Origin of the sequence: Paenibacillus sp. P46E (genome assembly GCF_001909095.1) — a bacterium.
GTDB lineage: Bacteria > Bacillota > Bacilli > Paenibacillales > Paenibacillaceae > Paenibacillus_AQ > Paenibacillus_AQ helianthi.
On record NZ_LVYZ01000026.1, the window covers coordinates 79,679 to 99,179 of the forward strand.

Sequence of the window (19,501 nt, forward strand, 5' to 3'; positions counted from 1 at the left end):
GTTCATTCCATGGCTGAAGACATCAAGGTGATCGTGTTTAAACTCGGAAATGAAGAATATGGCATTGAAGTGGAAAAGGTGCAAACGATCGAGCGTATGATGCCGATCACCCGTGTACCCAAGACGTTTTCCTTCATCAAAGGGGTCATCAACTTACGTGGTGTAGTTATTCCAGTAATTGATCTCCGCGGCCGTTTTGGCATTGCAGAGGCGGAACATACGGATCAGACCCGCGTGATCATTGTAAACGTTAATGAAATGGAAGTTGGCTTTATTGTTGATTCTGCTAATGATGTCATTGACCTGAACCGGGATTCCATTGATACACCTCCAGACGTTGTTGGGGGCATCAAAGCTAAATATCTGGACGGGGTGGCCAAAATCGGAGAAGACCGTTTGCTGATTATGCTTAACTTATCCGAAGTGCTGAACAAGAACGAAATCGTGCAGTTGGAAAGTCTAGAGGGCTAACCTGTGGAGCTATTCAAAAACTTTAAGGATTTTAAAATGGATGTGCTAAAGGAAGTCGGAAATATTGGAGCTGGCAATGCAGCCACCGCGTTGTCGCAGCTTCTGGGCAAACCGATTGATATGGCTGTCCCAAAGGTGCAACTTCTGAATTTTGATGAAATTACTGACAAAGTCGGTGGTGCTGAAGAACTGGTATATGCCGTGTTCCTAAGAGTAGAAGGTGAAGCACCGGGTAATTTGTTCTTCATACTCACACCAGAGGCAGCTATTAACCTGCTTAGCCGTATAGCCGGCATTGAGCTCTTGGAGGGTGAAGAATTGGGAGAGATGGAACTATCCGCGCTGAACGAAATCGGCAATATTCTCGCGGGTTCCTATTTATCTTCTCTAGCAGATTTCACTTCGTTGTCTATGTACCCGACCGTACCTGCACTTGCTATGGACATGGCTGGCGCGATATTGAGCTATGGTCTGCTGCAATTTGGGCAAATGGGGGATGACGCTTTGCTGATTGATACGACTTTTCTTGAAGGGCAGAATGAAATTGAAGGGCAATTTTTCCTTATTCCCGATCCGGAATCTTTCCCGAAAATCTTCAAATCATTAGGAGTACCATTCGAGAATGATTGAAGAACAAAGCATCATCAAAGTAGGCATGGCGGATCTTAACGTAGGCAGTCAAGAAAGCCTTGTCCGTACAACCGGACTTGGCTCCTGCGTAGGAGTAACATTGTTCGATCCTGGGAAAAAGCTTGCAGGGATGGCACACGTTATGCTGCCTTCATCTGAGATCGCCCGGGAAGGACAAATGAATATCGCCAAATTTGCGGATACCGCTTTGCCGGAGCTATTATCCCGCTTGCTTGCGCTTGGCGCCGTCCGGAGCCGTCTTGTAGCCAAAATGGCTGGCGGCTCTCAGATGTTTGCTTTTGCCGGAGGGAGTGACACCATGAGGATCGGGCCTCGTAATGTGGAATCCTGCAAGATTGCTCTTCAAGCCTTGAATATTCCACTGATTGCGGAAGACACAGGTGGAAATTTTGGCCGAACGATAGAAATTGCCTGTAGCACCGGGATATTATATATTCGCAGTGTTCAAAAAGGCACTAAGGAAATATAGCGATGAATGGTAAAATTCTATTAAGTCTGTTGTTTGGATTGCTTGGCTTTGGCTTTACCTTTCTAATTAACTATGGGCATAACTTACTGGGAACCAGCTTGATTCGAGGGGTTTTTGGATTTATTGTCTGGTTTCTGCTTGCTTTTCTCTTAAGATGGGTATTGGGTTCTATTGTTAAGCAATCCGTTTCTCCGGAGAACGGCGAGACAGCTTCCATGGATGGGAGTGAGAACCTCGGTAGTAATTTCGATATCAGCACTCCGAACGAAGATGAAGAATTAATCAATATGCTAAAACAGAAACCGGAACAACAGGGGAGTGGGGATGTGGAGAGTTTTACACCGCTTCAACCTCCCAAACTGGTTTCAATGAAAGATCCTGAAGAATTGGCCAAGGCCGTTCGTCACCTGAAAGAAGAATAAGCGGGTTCTGCTTATGCCCGCTGACTAAACTTTGGGAAGGGTGAAAGCCGTTGAACGAGCATAAAGCTTCTCAATCAGAAACTGATGGGCTCTGGGAACAGTGGAAAGAACACGGAAACCCTGATGCCAAGAAGAAACTGATTGAGAGTTACCTCCATATTGTTGATTATGTGTCCAGCCGTTTGGCAGTTGGGTTACCCAAGAATGTCTCCAAAGATGATTTAGCCAGCAATGGTGTGATGGGCTTGATTGATGCTATAGAGAAATTCGACTACAAACGAGGGCTGCAGTTTCAGACCTATGCCTCCTGGCGAGTGCGTGGAGCGATTCTTGACTCTTTGCGCCAAAGTGATTGGGTTCCCAGATCAGTCAGGGAAAAAGCAAAGAAAATCGAGGACGCCTACCAGCAGCTTGAACAGAAATACTTGAGATCTGTGAGTGACGAGGAAATGAGCCAATATCTGAACATTACGGAGCCGGAATTTCAAAATATGCTGCAGGACGTGGCAGTCATGTCACTTTGCTCACTTGAAGATCCAATCCGTGAAGAAGAATCAGAGACCCGTATGTCAATATTGGTGGATGATAAGGCTAAGAATCCAGATCGAAAAGTAAATGAATTTTATTTACGTGATACCCTGACCAAAGGCATCGAGAAACTAACAGTGAAAGAACGGACAGTCGTGTCCCTTTTATATTATGAAGATTTATCTTTGAGCGAGATCGCCGAGGTGATGTCACTGTCGCCTTCACGGATTTCGCAGCTTCATTCGAAAGCTATTTTGCGGCTGAGAGGAACACTTGAAAAAAACCGTGATCTTCTCATGCAAAACGACTAACCGGGCGACGGTGACAAGGGGGAGCAGAAATTGATCGGTCATTATGCTTTGAGCCAGTATATTAATATTACCTTTTCGGAGGATAAGGGGATTGCTTACCTTCAGTTTTCAAAGAAGGATGAAAATTTCTCGTGTACGATTGAAGATCTGGAAAGCTTCCTGCACAGTCACAACATTCGCTACGGGATTCAGCGGGACATCGTTCAACGTATCAGCAGCAATCCAGAGGAATACTTTTTCAGCAGGGTGCCTATAGCGATAGGACAACCTTCTGTGAATGGAACAGACGGCCGGGTAGTACTCACTGTCGATATGGAAGAGGACCGCAAACCACTGGAAATGGCGGATGGGAAAGTAGATTACAAGGACCTGGTAAGGCTTCATAACGTTCTGAAAGGCCAGATTATCGCCAAAGTCATTCCACCTCAGCCAGGAAAAACCGGCATGATGGTTACCGGTGAAGAACTGCCGTTCAAACCGGGCAAAGAAGCTCATTTCAAAGTCGGTAAGAATGTGCTTGTCGATCAGGATGAGACGGCTATGTATGCGGCTATTGATGGACTAGTGACTTTGACAGACAAAGGGAAGATCAATGTTTTTCCGGTATATGAAGTCAAGGGTGATGTTGATTACAGCACGGGCAATATTGATTTTGTGGGAACGGTTGTGATTCGGGGCAACGTACTGACTGGCTTCACCGTTAAATCTGCGGGAGATATCCGTGTAGTTGGTGGAGTTGAAGGCGCAGAGTTGATCTCGGGCGGTTCAATCGAAATTACCGGAGGTATCATAGGCTATAACAAGGGTCTTGTGAGCGCAGGGAAAAATGTGAAGGTTTCTTTCATCCAGGATGGGAATGTAGTGGCAGGTGAGGATGTAATCGTGTCACAGAGCGTAATGCATTCCAATATCAGAGCTGGCAAAGATGTATTATGCAATGGAACGAAAGGCTTGATTGTTGGTGGCGTAGTACAGGCTGGTGAACGTGTAGTGGCACGGACCATCGGTAACACAATGTCGACAGCAACGGCTATAGAGGTAGGAGTAGTACCCGAACTGAGAAATGAGATCAACGAACTGCGTCAAGAGCTGCGCCATCTGCTTGAGAATGAAGATAAGACCAATAAAGCTTTGTATCTGCTTAATCAGCTTGCGAACAACGGCCAACTCTCTCCAGACAAGGTAGCACTTCGCGTGAAACTGAACGCAACCAAGCAATCTCATATGCGAGAAGAGAAGAAGATCAAAGAGCGCGTGCTCGAGATCGAAAAAATGCTTGAGGATACAGGCCGAGCCAGAGTAGAGGTTATTAAAACCATCTATGGAGGTTCTAAGATTGTGATTGGCAGGTATACCCGCTTCGTCAAGGACCCAACAGAACGGGTTACCTTCATCTACAGTGATGGGGATATCTCTATGAGTCCTAATATTTAGTAATGAGGACGAACGTTTCTGATTGGCGATGCGTTAGAAAACCGGTTCTGCAACCACTTCAGTGAGGAGAGGGTATTATGAGTCTGAAACCGGTGGAACTTCAAATTGCTTTGCCCCGGACAACCGAAGCAGGAAAGATTCAAAATGGGCTGCAGCATCGGCCTGCACTGGATCAGCAGCAGTTGGCAGGACAGAATGTGAAACAATCGGAGCAACTTGCACAGCGGAGCAGTGAAGTGGATGAGTCTGCTGAATCTGCTTTACGTGATGACGGAAGTGGACAACATCACTCTGGCAGTCATACCCCCGCTCACAAACATCAGAAGCCGGAGACCAGTCATGATGCTGAACACCCTTATAAGGGGCATCGCATTGACCTCAGTCTATAAATATTCTTGAATTGAACTTCTAAAGGAGATATGCACTTGCAACCATGGGTATACATCGTGCTGGTAGGCGCTGTCGCTATCGTTTATGCCCTGAGACTGCCAGTACGTGCTAAAGACGAGTCAGCAGACAGACAGAGTCTGAAAGAAACGGAGGCCGCGCTTGAATTGTATATGGCAGACATCGAGCGTGATCATGACGATATGCTGCAGCTGGTCAGCAGTATCAAACAACAGTCGCAAAACAACCGGCTTGCTCTTCAAGAGGAGATTACCGGATTGAAGGAGCAAGTAGCTGAGTTGCAAAAGAACTCAATGTTGCTTGACGCCAGGCTGACTGCTGAGGAGAAAAGCCTACTACAGTTATCAGCGGCTTTTGGCAAAGGGAATCAGGCTGTTTCACCAGCTGCCGGTCAGAATATACATACCGAGCCTGTAATTGATGCGCCTGTCCCCAAACCGAAACCGGTCAGTTCAATCAAACAGCGTTATCCCAGGCTGTTTGAGCTGCATGAAGAAGGAAAATCTATTGACTCTATTGCCAAGACGGCAGGTCTTCAGCGTGGTGAAGTTCAGCTGATCTTGCAGCTTGCCAAACAGGAGGAGTCGGTATGATCAAGAATCGTTCGTTCATGTTGGGATTGGGTGCTGGGCTAATTATGGGTGCATTGCTGCTGCAGTTAATGCTCTCCGGAGGAGCGGCACCCATGACCAAAGATGAGCTGGTCAAGGAAGCGGCTAAACTTAATTTAACCGTTAACGATCCTGCCGCAAAAGCATCAGTTGAAGACGGAGCTGATTCTGCTCAGGGAACAGAGGGGACTGCCAAAGAAAATGATACTACAGCAGTTGCCGGATCTCCCAAGCCATCTGCTTCACCGAAAGCCTCTCCTGCAGCTTCACCTAAGGCTGCGGCTAAGCCAACAGATGCTAACAAACCTGTGGAGCCTTCAGCTCCCGCCAAACCATCCTCCTCAGCTGCAGTTAAGCCAAAGGTAACTTCGTCGACGGTGAATACGCCTGCTACACCTGCTCCTGCGGTTGCAGGTACCATATCTGTTAAGATTCCTACGGGAATCACACTCTCCGAGACTGCTGACCTTTTGGCAGAGGCAGGTGTCATTGATGATAAAGCTGAGTTTTTGAAGAGTGCGAACAACCGTAAAGCTAATACTAAAATTCAATATGGCGGCTACAGCTTTACAAAAGGTGAGAGTATTAATTCTATTATTGATAAACTGATAACCGTAAAGTAGCACTTTGCAAAAGAAATTCATTTGATGCGTTGCATACGTTATTTTAATATGGTATAGTAATAAACGGTGTTAAAACACACGCCGGTTGATTTCGACAAGGGGTGCTTTCTTCTGAAGAAAGTCTTGTAGAAAGATGACACGCGGCGGAGGAGACACACAAAAAAACCAATACTAGGAGGTGTGTGAAGATGGCAGTAATCTCCATGAAGCAGCTTCTCGAAGCTGGGGTTCACTTCGGTCATCAGACTCGTCGTTGGAATCCAAAGATGGATCGTTATATCTTCACTGAAAGAAACGGAATTTACATTATTGACCTGCAAAAAACGGTTAAAAAGGTAGAGGAAGCTTACAACTTTGTAAAGAGCGTCGCTGGCGACAACGGCACTATCCTATTCGTAGGAACAAAGAAACAAGCACAAGATTCCGTAAAAGAAGAAGCTGAACGTTCGGGTATGTTCTTCATTAACCAACGTTGGCTGGGCGGTACCCTGACTAACTTCCAAACCATTCAGAAGCGGATTGACCGTCTGAAGAAATTGGAACTTTGGGAAGAAGACGGTACCTTCGCAGTTCTGCCTAAGAAAGAAGTAATCCTTCTCCGCAAAGAGAAAGATCGTCTTGAAAAATTCCTGGGCGGTATCAAGAATATGAAAGGTTTGCCTAGCGCGCTGTTCATCATTGACCCGCGTAAAGAGCGCATCGCTGTTGCGGAAGCTCGTAAACTGGGTATTCCAATCGTAGCTATCGTTGATACTAACTGTGATCCGGATGAGATCGACTACGTGATCCCGGGCAATGACGACGCGATCCGTGCCGTGAAATTGCTTACCGGTAAAATGGCTGATGCAGTTGTTGAAGCTCACCAGGGCGAAGATACAACTACAGCTTAAGTAGTGGCCGGAACTTAACTAGAACTTAAATGAAAAGGGTGGTTGGCAGGTGGATAACCTCTCACTGCCCTTTTTTTAGGATAATAGACATGAAACGTGTAACATAACGACAATTATCTGGAGGGAATTAACAATGGCAGTAGATGCAAAAGCAGTAAAAGAACTTCGTGAAAGAACAGGCGCGGGAATGTTGGATTGCAAAAAAGCGCTGGAAGAAGCTAACAACGATATTTCGAAAGCAGCAGATTTGCTTCGTGAAAAAGGTCTTTCCGCCGCTGCTAACAAAGCTGGACGTATTGCTACAGAAGGCGTTGTTGAGTCTTATATCCACGCTGGCGGACGTATCGGTGTGCTTGTTGAAATCAACTGTGAAACTGACTTCGTAGGTAAAACGGATTCCTTCAAAGAATTCGCACGCGATATCGCTATGCAGATCGCTGCAGCAAATCCGCTGTATGTTCGTCGTGAAGAAGTGCCAGCTGAAGCTGTTGAAAAAGAAAAAGAAATTTTGAAGGCTCAAGCCCTGAACGAAGGCAAGCCTGAGAAAATTGTAGAAAAAATGGTTGAAGGACGTATCAGCAAGTTCTATGAAGAATACTGCTTGCTTGAGCAAACCTTTGTTAAAGATCATGAAAAGACAATTTCCCAACTGCTGAACGAAAAAATCAGCACTATCGGTGAAAACATTTCCATCCGCCGTTTTGTTCGTTACGAACTGGGTGAAGGCCTCGAAAAGAAAGTCGACAACTTTGTAGAAGAAGTTATGGCTCAAGTGAATCAATAATTGTAAACTGTATACAGAATTGAATAAAGGCAAGCATCAAAAGAGCGGAACACATACACGTAGTGTTCCGCCTTTTGTAAGAAAGTGAGGGTATACAATTGGAACAGCCGGTATTTAAGAGAGTAGTCCTTAAGGTTAGCGGTGAATCACTCGCAGGGCAAAACGGATATGGCATTGATGCCGAGACGATTATCTCCATCGCGGAACAGGTCAAAGAAGTCGTTGAGCTAGGGGTTCAGGTTGCCATTGTGTGCGGTGGAGGCAATATCTGGCGTGGAATCGCGGGTAGCGCAAGTGGGATTGACCGGGCTACAGCTGATTATATGGGGATGCTTGCCACGGTTATGAACTCGCTTGCACTACAGGATGCGTTGGAACAAATTGATGTGCCGACACGGGTGCAGACTTCAATTTCCATGCAGCAGATTGCTGAGCCCTATATTCGCCGCCGTGCGATTCGGCATTTAGAGAAGGGCCGTGTGGTTATTTTTGCAGCGGGTACAGGTAACCCGTTCTTCTCCACGGATACAACGGCAGCTCTGAGAGCAGCTGAAATTGAAGCGGAAGTCATTTTAATGGCGAAGAATAAAGTGGATGGTGTATATTCCGCTGACCCATTCAAAGATAGTACAGCCGAGAAATACGAGCAGCTCACATATATGGACATGCTCAACAAAAATCTTGGAGTTATGGATTCCACCGCTTCCTCTCTGTGCATGGATAATAATATACCGCTCATTGTGTTTGCTATTACGGAGCAAGGCAATATCAAACGTGTCGTTCTCGGTGAGAAGATCGGAACGATTGTTAAAGGGAGTGTAGATTAATGCCACAATCGGTTAAGAAAAATGCCGAAGAGCGTATGGAAAAAGCGATTTTATCTCTGAAACGGGATTTGGCGACACTGCGGGCAGGACGTGCTTCAACATCACTGCTGGACCGTATTCAAGTTGAATATTACGGTGCGCCTACTCCGATCAACCAGTTGGCCAATATCAGCACTCCAGACTCACGGACGCTGCTGATCCAGCCTTGGGATAAAACCTCGATGTCGGACATCGAACGTGCGATTATGAAATCGGATATTGGGATTACTCCAGCCAATGATGGTACTATTATTCGCCTTTCTATTCCGCCGCTTACTGAAGAACGCCGCAGTGAACTTGTGAAATTCACCAAGAAATTTGGTGAAGAGGCCAAGGTAGCCATCCGTAATATCCGTCGGGATGCCAATGATGACATCAAAAAGATGGAGAAAAACGGTATTTCGGAAGATGAGTCCCATGGGCACCAAGAAGATATACAGAAATCAACGGATAAGTTCATAGCCGAAGTTGATAAAGTGCTCTTGGCCAAAGAAAAAGAGATTATGGAAGTATAATGAAATTCAAGAGACTTCAGGCCCCTCCGTATATGGTGGGGTTTGTCTCTTTCTGATAAGAGCTTGGAGGAAACGGAAATGATCAAACGGATTCAAGCGTGGCTGAGCCGTAAAGACAGGCAGCAGGAGCCAGTTGAGATTTCACCGGATAACATTCCCCGTCATGTGGCTGTCATTATGGATGGAAATGGCCGCTGGGCTAAACGCCGGGGATTACCGCGGATCGTTGGCCACCAGAACGGGATGAAGGCAGTCAAACGTACCACAATTGCTGCGAATGATCTGGGCGTGGAGTTCTTGACCATGTACGCTTTCTCTACCGAAAACTGGAAACGTCCGAAGGAAGAAGTAGACTTTTTAATGCGCTTGCCAGTCGAGTTTCTAGCTCTAGAGCTTGACGAACTTATTGAGAAAAATGTGCAAGTACGCGTGATGGGCGATACTGACGCTCTGCCATCTCATACTCGTAAGGCTATGGAGGAAGCAGTCAACCGTACTAAGCATAATACAGGCCTTATTTTGAATTTTGCTTTGAATTATGGTTCGCGCAAAGAAATTGAAGATTGCATGCGGGGATTAGGACAGGATATTCAGGATGGAGTATTATCACCGGAAGACATTACATCCGAACTGATCGACAGCAGACTATTGAGTTCAGGAATGCCTGACCCTGACCTTCTTATCCGTACAAGCGGAGAGATGCGGCTCAGCAACTTTATGCTCTGGCAGGTTGCCTACAGTGAGTTCTGGTTTACAGAAGCATACTGGCCGGAATTTGATAAGTCGCATTTGTTGCAGGCTGTGGCGGAGTATCAGCGCCGCACACGCCGTTATGGTGGACTGAAGTAGCCTGATGGGAGATGGGAACCTTTGAAGCAGCGATTGATTACCGGAATTATAGCCGGCGCGGTATTTTTAGGATTGTGCTTTTGGGGAGGCTGGCCGTACCAGCTGCTGCTTACGGCTATGGCGCTCATCGGTTTTTATGAATTTGTGAAAATGACAGGCACACAGACTTTTGGTGCTACCGCTATTGTAGGTTATCTGTCTGTAATGTGTTTTATGATTCCTTGGGATTTAATGGGTATCTCTGAATGGTTTTCTTGGGAGCAAGGGATTTGGCTATTAATGCTGGTTTTTCTCTTGATTACAGTAATCAGCAAGAATAAGTCGGATGTTAAAATTGCAGCTATATTGTTTACCGGAATTGTATACATAGGAATGGGTTTTTCCTATATGTCTATTGCACGTGGTGCGGGGGACGGGCATGGTTTGATCTGGACTTTCCTGCTGCTGTGCTGTATCTGGGGCAGTGATGCAGGTGCTTATTTTGTAGGCAGAAGCTTTGGCAAAAACAAGCTGTGGCCAGCTATAAGTCCCAACAAAACCGTGGAAGGAGCCCTTGGCGGGGTATTGATCTCCATTCTGATTGCAATTGGTTTTGCTTTATTTGTTCCTGATCTCCTGACTATAGGACGTGCGCTTCTTATCGGAATTTCATGCGCGGTTCTGGGTCAGCTGGGTGATCTTGTACAATCTGCCTATAAACGGGTGTACGGTATTAAGGATTCAGGCTCGCTGCTGCCTGGTCATGGAGGCATTCTTGACCGCTGCGACAGCTGGATTATCGTATTTCCTTTCGTACATATCGTAATGCTTATGCCATACTAATAACGCCAGGGAGAAGGTTCTACTGTGAAAAGAATAAGTATTCTCGGCTCCACGGGTTCGATCGGGACACAGACCCTGGATGTTATCGCCATGCACCCGGATGCCTTTGAAGTGGAGGGCCTGGCCGCCGGAAGCAATACTGCCCTACTGTTAGAGCAGATTCAGCGTTTCAAGCCACGCCGCGTTTCTGTGTCCTCTAAAGAGCTGGCTGAGGAGATCAGAACGAGCCTTCCTGAGGGCGTGGAACTTTTTAGCGGGAATGAAGGACTGGTTGAGATCGCTGCAGGCGGAGATGCGGATACTTTGGTAACAGCGGTAATGGGCAGTGTCGGGTTACAGTCCACACTTGCGGCAATTGATGCCGGAAGACATATTGGCTTAGCCAATAAGGAGACACTCGTTACAGCCGGACATTTGGTGACTGAGCGTGCCTCGAGAAAAGGCGTTCAATTGCTGCCAATCGACAGTGAGCATTCTGCTATATTTCAGTGTCTTAATGGTGAGAACCGTGAGGATATTGCCAATATTACGCTTACTGCCTCCGGCGGCTCTTTTCGGGACTATTCCCGGGATCAGCTTAAGGAGGTTACGGTTGAAGATGCTCTTCGGCATCCGAACTGGAGTATGGGGTCCAAAATCACGATTGACTCGGCCACAATGGTAAATAAGGGCTTGGAAGTAATTGAAGCTCATTGGCTGTTCGGTTTACCTTATGAGCAAATTCAGGTAATACTTCATCCCGAAAGCATTATCCATTCTTACGTTGAGTTCAGGGACAGCAGTATAATGGCTCAGTTGGGTAACCCGGATATGCGCGTACCCATCCAGTATGCTCTAACCTATCCTGATCGTTGGGCTTCACCGGCCAAACGATTGTCTCTGGCTCAAGTTGGCCAACTAACCTTCCGGGAAATGGATTATGTGCGTTTTCCAGCGCTGAAGCTTGCGATAGAATGCGGGAAGGCCGGAGGGACGAACACTACTGCCTTTAATGCCGCTAACGAAATCGCAGTTGCCCGTTTCCTTCGTCATGAGATTCCTTTCTTACGGATTGAAGAGATTATTGAAGAAGTACTGCAGCATCATGAAACGGTTGCATTCCCGGATCTGGAACAAATTGAGTATTGTGACCGTGTAACACGTGAACTTGCAAGTAAGCTGTAATCTGTTGGAATCCAGTTGTATCCGTGGATTTTTGCTTTACCCTGAAAAATAGGCTGGGGCTGTTGATTCTCTTGTGCAAGGTCTTGGAATAATGATAAATTAAGAGGACATACTTCGGTCTTACACCTAAAGGGGGAAAGTTACGCATGGAAATGGTAAGAGTCGTTTTTTTAACGGTATTCATGTTCTTTGTACTGGTGACAGTGCATGAATGGGGACATTATTATTTTGCCAAACGCGCCGGTATTCTTGTGCGGGAATTTGCCATCGGTTTCGGCCCGAAACTGTTTTCTTATAAACGAAATGAAACCCAGTTCACACTTCGTCTGCTGCCCTTTGGGGGGTATGCTAGGATGGCTGGAGAAGATCCGGAAATTATTGAGATTGGTCCAGGACAAACTATTGCTGTTAGGCTGGGACAAGATAACAAGGTTAAGAACATATACCTGGATTCCCTTGACACGCGCAGAAATGTAATCCGCGGGGAAGCGCAATATACGGATCTGGAGAACGAATTGAAGATTCGTCTGGATGTAGATGGAGAAGTAACCGTGTATGATGTTCATCCGCAAGCAATGCTGATTAAAGGAACACAGCAGACGCAAATTGCACCTAAGGACCGCCAATTCGGCAGTAAAACCGTTGGTCAGCGTGCAATTGCTATTTTTGCCGGACCAGTGATGAATTTTATTCTCGCCTTTGTGCTGTTTGCCCTGCATCTGCAAATGGCAGGAATCCCCATAGAGAATCCTACGTATGTGAAAATCGGTGATGTCAGTGCCAACATGCCAGCTGAGGAAGCCGGACTGCAGAAAGGCGATATCGTCGTATCCGTAAACGGAGAGAAAATCGGCGGGGATTATCAGAAGATGATCTCGTTAACCTCCGCTTCCAAAGGCAAAGAGATGCAGTGGACATTACAGCGTGGTGATGAAACCTATAAAGTGGCTATGATTCCTCGCAGTATGGAGGGAGAAGAAGGCGGCAAAGTAGGTATTACTCCTGAGCTGCCTACTCGACAGGCCGGGTTTGGGGAGACGTTCTCCAAATCAGGTATAGCTATGGTGGATACGACCAAGGCGATATTTATGGGTTTTAAACAATTAATTAATAATTTTAACATGGATGATATTTCAGGACCTGTTGGTACGGCAAAAATGACAGGCCAGATCGCTCAGCAGGGGATTCAGTATTTAACCTATTGGGCGGCTATTCTAAGCCTATACTTGGGGATATTTAATCTGCTGCCGATTCCCGCGCTGGATGGAAGCCGGCTGGTTTTCCTTGGTGTAGAAGCATTGCGCGGCAAACCGGTTGATCCTGGCCATGAGGGTATGGTCCATTTCGTCGGCTTTGCGATGCTGTTCCTGGTGATGATTGCTGTTACGTATAATGATATACTGCGTCTCATAAGCGGTTGATTACTTTTGTTTCACCTAATCTTTTTCATTACGTTTTTCGCTTGGGTTCTACATTTTTGGGGGTCCCCGCAAAGCACCTGAATCAGCTTTGATGAATATTCAACACTTTGTGGGGCTATTTTAGGAGGAGTTACACCACATGGCCAAAGATAAGCAGTTCGTTACAGAGATTACGCCGCAGGGCGAGGATTTCTCACGCTGGTACATTGATGTTATTAAAAAGGCGGATTTGATGGACTACTCACCAGTCCGCGGTTGTATTGTGTTCAAACCGGATGGCTTTGAAATCTGGGAACATATCCAGGAAGAAATGAACCGGCGTTTCAAGGCAACAGGACATCGTAACGCTTATTTTCCGATGTTCATCCCAGAGAGTTTTTTCCAAAAGGAAAAGGACCATATCGAAGGTTTCAATCCTGAACTGCCTTGGGTAACAGAAGCGGGCGGCGATAAATTGGAAGAGCGACTGGCAATCCGGCCTACGTCGGAAACCATGATCGGGCATATGTATTCCAAGTGGATTCAGTCTTACCGTGATCTCCCGGTACTGATCAATCAATGGGCTAACGTAGTCCGTTGGGAGAAGCGTACACTTCCTTTCATCCGCACCAGTGAATTTCTCTGGCAGGAAGGACATACTGCTCATGAGAATGAAGCAGAAGCACGTGAAGAAACGATGCAGATGCTGGAGATCTATCGTGATTTTGTAGAAGGATATCTGGCGATTCCGGTAATTACCGGACAAAAGACCCCATCGGAGCGTTTCGCCGGTGCTGTAGATACGTATTCCATTGAAGCCATGATGAAGGATGGACGAGCTGTGCAGGCGGGAACTTCGCATTATCTGGGTACCAAATTTGCAGTTGCTTTTGAAATCCAGTATCTGAGCCGGGAGAATGTGCTTGAGCATGTACATACCACCTCATGGGGAACAAGCACACGTCTGATTGGTTCCATGATTATGGTCCACGGTGATGACAGAGGGCTCGCGTTGCCGCCAAAAGTTGCGCCTACCCAAGTTATTATGATTCCGATCGGACCGCCTAAGACCCGTGACGCTGTCATCGGCCGGACAGACGAGCTGTTCAAGGAACTCAAAAACGCAGGTGTTCGCGTGCGCGTGGATGACCGGGCGGATGTAACTCCAGGATGGAAGTTTAATGAATATGAAATGCGCGGTGTGCCAGTCCGTCTTGAACTGGGGCCACGTGATATGGAGAACGGCGTCTGCGTGCTGGTCTCTCGTATTAGCGGAGAGAAGAAGGTCATCCAGCAAGTGAATCTGGTGGAAGAAGTACAGACGATGCTAGAGCAGGTGCATAACGAAATGTTCGAGCGCGCGCTGAAATTCCGTGAGGATCACTTCTATTCTGTGGATACACTCGAAGAAATGAAGGCTTCCATGGAAGAAAAACGAGGCTTTGCACTGGCAGGCTGGTGCGGCTCCGAGGAGTGCGAATCCAAGGTGAAGGAAGAGATGGGTGCTACAAGCCGCAACATTCCTTTTAACCCTGCCGAGACGAAGCAAGTGTGCATTTGCTGCGGCAAACCAGCAGCACATACGGTTGTTTTTGCCAAAGCCTATTAATTTGGTTCAGCATTGTTTATGATAAAGATTCTAGTACGTTAATCTAGCTTCTGGTGAGAGGAGTCGGCGGGCCGAAAGAACCCAAAGCTTTTTGACCCGGAAGCTTTTTAAATCTGTTTAATCTTATGATGTGCTGAAATCAGGTGTTTTTATTATTGCGTAAGTTAGGTGGGGGAAGCATGGAACAGAACGTGGAGAGAAGAAAGCGGTTTGAGCTTTTGATGAAGCAAGGTGAAATTCCGCCCGCGATTATTGATCCTTACTTCTTGGATGGATATATTGAACGTGTGGAAATCAGCCGCGGTAATCATGACTGGCATATCGTTATTGTCAAAGAAAGTTTGGTTCCGGCCCAGACGTACCGGACCTTTGTACTGAGAATGCGTGAGAAGCTGCAGCATATTGCCAAAGTTAGCTTCTTGTTCCTATATGATGACAAAATTAGCAGAGCGGAGCTTGTGCAGGAGTATTGGGGGCTTTTTCTGGAATGGGCGCAGCGTGAAATCCCTTCTGTCAATGGCTGGCTGACACGCTCCACCCAGGAACTGCAAGACGGTACACTTTTACTGAGCCTGAATGACTCCATGTCCCTGGAGCTGGCCCGCAAAAAAGGGATCGAAGGCGCGATAGTAAAATTTTACGATAAATTCTTCGGTCTTCCCCTGAAGGTTAAACTCCAGATTGCTGAGAGTGAGAGTAAAGCGGATGCCTATGAGGAATTCCAGCAGAAACTGCAGCAAGAACAGCGTGAACTGGTTGAAATGATGATGATGTCCAGTGAACCTGATGAGCCTGTAGAGGAGGGGGATCCGAACGAGGTTATTAAGCTTCAGGTCGGCTATGAGATTAAAGAGCAGGCTGTGCCCATTCTTGAGATTCAGGATGAGGAAAAGAAGATCACGATACAAGGGACTATTTTTGGTCTCGAGAGCAAGGAGCTTCGTAACGGAAATACACTGTTCACTTTCTGTATTACAGATTTTACGGACTCTCTGCAAATCAAGATGTTTGCCAAGACCAAAGAAGATCTGAAGGTCATGGGACAACTTGCTAACGGCAAATGGGTCAGAGCACGCGGTAAAGTGGAATACGACCGGTTCATGCAAATTCCCGAGTTGGTGATGATTCCTTCGGATCTGTCCGAGGTTCAGGCACCACCTGCCCGTAAAGATACTGCCCCAGTGAAGCGTGTTGAATTCCATCTGCATACGACAATGAGTACAATGGATGCGGTCGCACCTATCGATGCGTATGTTAAAACAGCCGCGAAATGGGGTCACCCGGCAATTGCCGTCACAGATCACGGTGTGGTTCAGAGCTTCCCTGATGCAGATCACGCCGCCCATAAGCACAAAATCAAAATGCTTTATGGCGTAGAAGCCAATGTTGTCAATGACTCGGTGAATATTGTAGAGAATCCGCAGCCCTTGGAACTGAAGACAGCCACCTACGTTGTGTTTGATATAGAGACCACGGGTTTATCAATTACACGCAACAATATTACCGAGCTTGCGGCGATCAAGATGTGCGAAGGCAAGGAGCTCGACCGGTACTCAACGTTTGTGAACCCGCATGAAAAAATTCCTTATCATATCCAGCAACTGACCAATATTACGGATGAAATGGTGAAGGATGCACCGGACCTGGAGCCTGTGCTTCAGGAATTCGTGGATTTTGTTGGAGATAGCATCCTCGTTGCCCACAATGCAAGATTCGATATGGGATTCATTCAGGCATCACTAACGAAGCTGGGCAAACCGATATTACCAAACCCTTCGCTGGACACTCTGGAGCTGGCGCGACTGTTGTTCCCGAGCATGAAGAATCACAGGCTGAATACATTAGCGGATAAGTATAAAGTACTGCTGGAGAGCCATCACCGTGCGGTAGATGATACTGTTGCACTGGGAGGAATCCTAAACGGCTTACTGGCTGATGCTGAGAAGCTCAAGAACCTTACCCGGCTAGACCGGTTGAATGATTATGTCGGTAATGATCTCTCCAACACCCGTCCGTTCCACTGCGGTATTTATGCGCTGAATCCAGTGGGGAAAAAGAATCTGTATAAGCTGATTTCCATGTCTCATACCGAATATTACAAACGGGTGCCGTGCATACCAAAGTCCAAGCTCGAAGAGCATAGGGACGGTCTACTTGTGATTTCTGGATGTGAACGGGGCGAGTTTTTTGAGGCGGTGCTGAACAAGACTGTGGAAGAGGCAATGGAAGTTGCTCAGTTTTATGATGTTCTTGAGATTCAGCCGCTGACCATGTACATGCATCTGGTGGACAAAGGTTTTGTTGCCAGTCCGGAGGATTTACGGGGAGTAGTGCGTAAAATCTGCGAAATTGGCGAGCAATTGAATAAGCCGGTTATCGCCACTGGAAATGTGCATTACCTGGAACCAAGGGATAAGTTGTTCCGTGATATTACGATTCATGGAATTACCGGCTTCAGTCCACTGAAGGATCAGCGCAAGCCGGACGCCCATTTCCGCACAACGGACGAGATGCTGGCAGAATTTGATTTCCTGGGTACGGAAAAAGCGATGGAGGTTGTTGTTACTAACACCGTAGCCTTAGCTGAGCGATTTGAGGAATATCCGCTTTTCCCAAGCGATCTGTTCACACCTATTATTGAAGGGGCAGACGATGAGATCCGGGAAACCTGCTACAATACAGCAAAATCGATCTACGGTGAAAAACTACCGGAGGTAGTCGTTGCCCGGCTCGAAAAGGAGCTTGCGCCGATTATTAAATACGGTTTCTCTGCCAACTATCTAATCTCTGAGCGTCTTGTCAAGAAATCGAATCAGGATGGTTACCTGGTAGGATCGCGTGGTTCCGTAGGATCATCAGTGGTGGCAACCTTTCTCGGGATCTCCGAGGTAAATCCGTTGCCTGCCCATTATATCTGTACGAATTCGGAGTGCAAGCATAACGAGTGGTTTCTTGACGGCAGTGTGCCGAGCGGCTTCGATCTTCCGGATAAGACTTGTCCGAACTGCGGAGGTAAACTCAAAGGCGAAGGGCAGGATATTCCGTTTGAGACGTTTCTTGGTTTTAAGGGAGACAAGGTTCCCGATATCGATCTTAACTTTTCGGGTGAATATCAGCCGAATGCGCATAATTTCACCAAGACCATGTTTGGACCGGACAATGTATTCCGTGCCGGCACCATTGGTACTGTTGCAGAAAAGACCGCTTTTGGCTTCACAAAAAAATACGAGGAGCATCATCAAAAGCGGTGGCGCGGAGCCGAAGTCGGACGCCTGGCGGCAGGCTGCACCGGTGTGAAACGGAGTACGGGGCAGCATCCCGGCGGTATTGTTGTTTTGCCGGATTATATGGAGATTGAAGATATCACCCCGGTTCAGTTCCCGGCGGATGATGTCACCGCAGAATGGAAGACGACCCATTTCGATTACCATGCGTTTGATGCCAATCTGTTGAAGCTCGATATTCTGGGCCACGATGATCCGACGATGATGCGTATGCTCCAGGATTTAACCGGAGTTGACCCAACGACCATTCCGATGAACGATCCGAAGGTCATGAGCATGTTCAACTCTACCGAAGCGCTGGGTGTAAGGCCCGATCAGATCCGGACACCTGTGGCAACCTACGGAGTACCTGAGATGGGGACCAAATTTGTCCGCCAGATGCTAGTGGAGTCGAAGCCGTCCAGCTTTGCCGACTTGCTGCAGATCTCGGGTTTATCCCACGGCACCGGAGTTTGGCTTGGTAATGCCCAAGAGCTTATTAAGAACAACACCTGCAACATTAAGACAGTTATTGGTTGCCGCGATGATATCATGCTCTTTCTAATTTATAAGGCGGGAATGGATGCAGGACTGGCTTTCAAAATTACCGAGAGCGTCCGTAAGGGTAAGGGGTTGTCTGCCGAATGGATAGAGGAAATGAAGAAATGCAAGGTTCCGCAGTGGTATATTGATTCTTGCTTGAAGATTCAGTACATGTTCCCGAAGGCACATGCTGCAGCCTATGTAATTTCTGCAGTACGGACCGCCTATTTCAAGCTGTACCATCCTATTGAATATTATGCGACTTACTTTACGGTGCGGGCGGCTGATTTTGATATTGAGTTGTGCTGCAAGGGTTACGAAGCCATTGCCCGGCAAATTGTTGAGATTGAGCAAAAAGGATTCCAGGCTCTCCCAAAGGAAAAAGCAATGCTTCCTGTGCTTGAAATGGCTCTGGAAATGACGGCACGCGGCTTCACCTTTAAAAATATCGATTTGTACCATTCGGATGCGACCAAATTTACTGTTGACGGTACAAGTCTGATTCCTCCGTTCTCTTCACTTGCAGGAATTGGCGATAACGCAGCGATCAATATCGCCGCTGCCAAGAATGCCGGAGAGTTTCTGTCCATCGAAGATTTCCAGCAAAAATCCAAGGCAAGCAAGACGGTTATTGAACTGCTGAACAATATGGGCTGCTTCCGCGGATTACCGGAGAGCAACCAGCTTTCGCTGTTCTAATATCCGCCACAAGTGGAGTAACGCTACGGGGAATCTTAAAAAACTCCCCTTCTAAACAGGGAGGGAGCAGGCTTTTACACCTTGTTACATGAGGCAGTCAAGGGCTGGCACTTGTCAGTGCTGATGCACTATGGTATAATTTTTTTAGTAATAATGAGATAAGTCCGTT

General features: G+C 46.9%; 19 protein-coding genes. All 19 read left to right on the plus strand.

Translation table 11 applies throughout. The annotated features are described in order from the left end of the window. The first annotated feature begins 9 nt into the window (after positions 1–9). The gene (locus A3849_RS05560; RefSeq protein ID WP_074110521.1) at positions 10–471 is read left to right on the plus strand and encodes a chemotaxis protein CheW; all 462 of its coding nucleotides are present in this window, start codon (positions 10–12) and stop codon (positions 469–471) included. A 36-nt stretch (positions 472–507) separates the two neighbouring features. Further along, a complete protein-coding gene (locus A3849_RS05565) occupies positions 508–1,101 on the plus strand; it encodes a chemotaxis protein CheC (RefSeq protein WP_372237746.1) in 594 nt (197 codons plus the stop codon). Then, on the plus strand, positions 1,094–1,591 hold the full coding sequence (locus A3849_RS05570; protein ID WP_074110523.1) for a chemotaxis protein CheD: 498 nt from the start codon (positions 1,094–1,096) through the stop codon (positions 1,589–1,591). Before A3849_RS05565 ends, A3849_RS05570 begins: the two co-directional genes overlap by 8 nt. 2 nt (positions 1,592–1,593) lie before the next feature. Then, a complete protein-coding gene (locus tag A3849_RS05575; protein ID WP_074110524.1) occupies positions 1,594–2,013 on the plus strand; it encodes a hypothetical protein in 420 nt (139 codons plus the stop codon). A 50-nt stretch (positions 2,014–2,063) separates the two neighbouring features. After that, a complete protein-coding gene (locus A3849_RS05580) occupies positions 2,064–2,852 on the plus strand; it encodes a FliA/WhiG family RNA polymerase sigma factor (RefSeq protein ID WP_074088136.1) in 789 nt (262 codons plus the stop codon). A 30-nt stretch (positions 2,853–2,882) separates the two neighbouring features. After that, entirely contained in the window at positions 2,883–4,286 is a 1,404-nt protein-coding gene (locus A3849_RS05585; protein WP_074110525.1) for a flagellar assembly protein A, read from the plus strand. A gap of 77 nt (positions 4,287–4,363) precedes the next feature. After that, entirely contained in the window at positions 4,364–4,675 is a 312-nt protein-coding gene (locus tag A3849_RS05590) for a hypothetical protein (protein ID WP_074110526.1), read from the plus strand. A gap of 36 nt (positions 4,676–4,711) precedes the next feature. Then, the gene (locus A3849_RS05595) at positions 4,712–5,287 is read left to right on the plus strand and encodes a hypothetical protein (protein ID WP_083613375.1); all 576 of its coding nucleotides are present in this window, start codon (positions 4,712–4,714) and stop codon (positions 5,285–5,287) included. Next, on the plus strand, positions 5,284–5,928 hold the full coding sequence (locus A3849_RS05600; protein WP_074110528.1) for a hypothetical protein: 645 nt from the start codon (positions 5,284–5,286) through the stop codon (positions 5,926–5,928). The genes A3849_RS05595 and A3849_RS05600 overlap by 4 nt, the downstream gene beginning before the upstream one ends. 188 nt (positions 5,929–6,116) lie before the next feature. Next, the gene (gene rpsB / locus A3849_RS05610; protein WP_020434093.1) at positions 6,117–6,818 is read left to right on the plus strand and encodes a 30S ribosomal protein S2; all 702 of its coding nucleotides are present in this window, start codon (positions 6,117–6,119) and stop codon (positions 6,816–6,818) included. 133 nt (positions 6,819–6,951) lie between these two features. Continuing rightward, positions 6,952–7,602 (plus strand): translation elongation factor Ts, encoded by a 651-nt coding sequence (tsf, locus tag A3849_RS05615; protein ID WP_074088145.1) that lies wholly within the window; start codon positions 6,952–6,954, stop codon positions 7,600–7,602. Between the two features lie 98 nt (positions 7,603–7,700). Further along, positions 7,701–8,429, plus strand: coding sequence for a UMP kinase (pyrH, locus tag A3849_RS05620; RefSeq protein ID WP_074110529.1), 729 nt, complete (start codon positions 7,701–7,703; stop codon positions 8,427–8,429). Continuing rightward, on the plus strand, positions 8,429–8,983 hold the full coding sequence (frr, locus tag A3849_RS05625) for a ribosome recycling factor (protein WP_074088147.1): 555 nt from the start codon (positions 8,429–8,431) through the stop codon (positions 8,981–8,983). The genes pyrH and frr overlap by 1 nt, the downstream gene beginning before the upstream one ends. Before the next feature lie 78 nt (positions 8,984–9,061). Beyond that, the gene (locus A3849_RS05630) at positions 9,062–9,832 is read left to right on the plus strand and encodes an undecaprenyl pyrophosphate synthase (protein ID WP_074110530.1); all 771 of its coding nucleotides are present in this window, start codon (positions 9,062–9,064) and stop codon (positions 9,830–9,832) included. A gap of 21 nt (positions 9,833–9,853) precedes the next feature. After that, on the plus strand, positions 9,854–10,654 hold the full coding sequence (locus A3849_RS05635) for a phosphatidate cytidylyltransferase (RefSeq protein WP_074110531.1): 801 nt from the start codon (positions 9,854–9,856) through the stop codon (positions 10,652–10,654). A gap of 24 nt (positions 10,655–10,678) precedes the next feature. Next, positions 10,679–11,818, plus strand: coding sequence for a 1-deoxy-D-xylulose-5-phosphate reductoisomerase (locus A3849_RS05640; RefSeq protein ID WP_074110532.1), 1,140 nt, complete (start codon positions 10,679–10,681; stop codon positions 11,816–11,818). Positions 11,819–11,964: 146 nt separating this feature from the next. Continuing rightward, complete coding sequence (gene rseP / locus A3849_RS05645) at positions 11,965–13,239, plus strand: RIP metalloprotease RseP (protein ID WP_074110533.1); 1,275 nt, start codon at positions 11,965–11,967, stop codon at positions 13,237–13,239. 139 nt (positions 13,240–13,378) lie between these two features. Continuing rightward, positions 13,379–14,827, plus strand: a complete 1,449-nt coding sequence (gene proS, locus A3849_RS05650; protein WP_074110534.1) for a proline--tRNA ligase — start codon at positions 13,379–13,381, stop codon at positions 14,825–14,827. 179 nt (positions 14,828–15,006) lie between these two features. Further along, positions 15,007–19,332 carry a PolC-type DNA polymerase III gene (locus A3849_RS05655; RefSeq protein WP_074110535.1) on the plus strand — a complete coding sequence of 1,442 codons (4,326 nt, stop codon included), beginning with the start codon at positions 15,007–15,009 and terminating at the stop codon, positions 19,330–19,332. Positions 19,333–19,501: the final 169 nt, after the last annotated feature.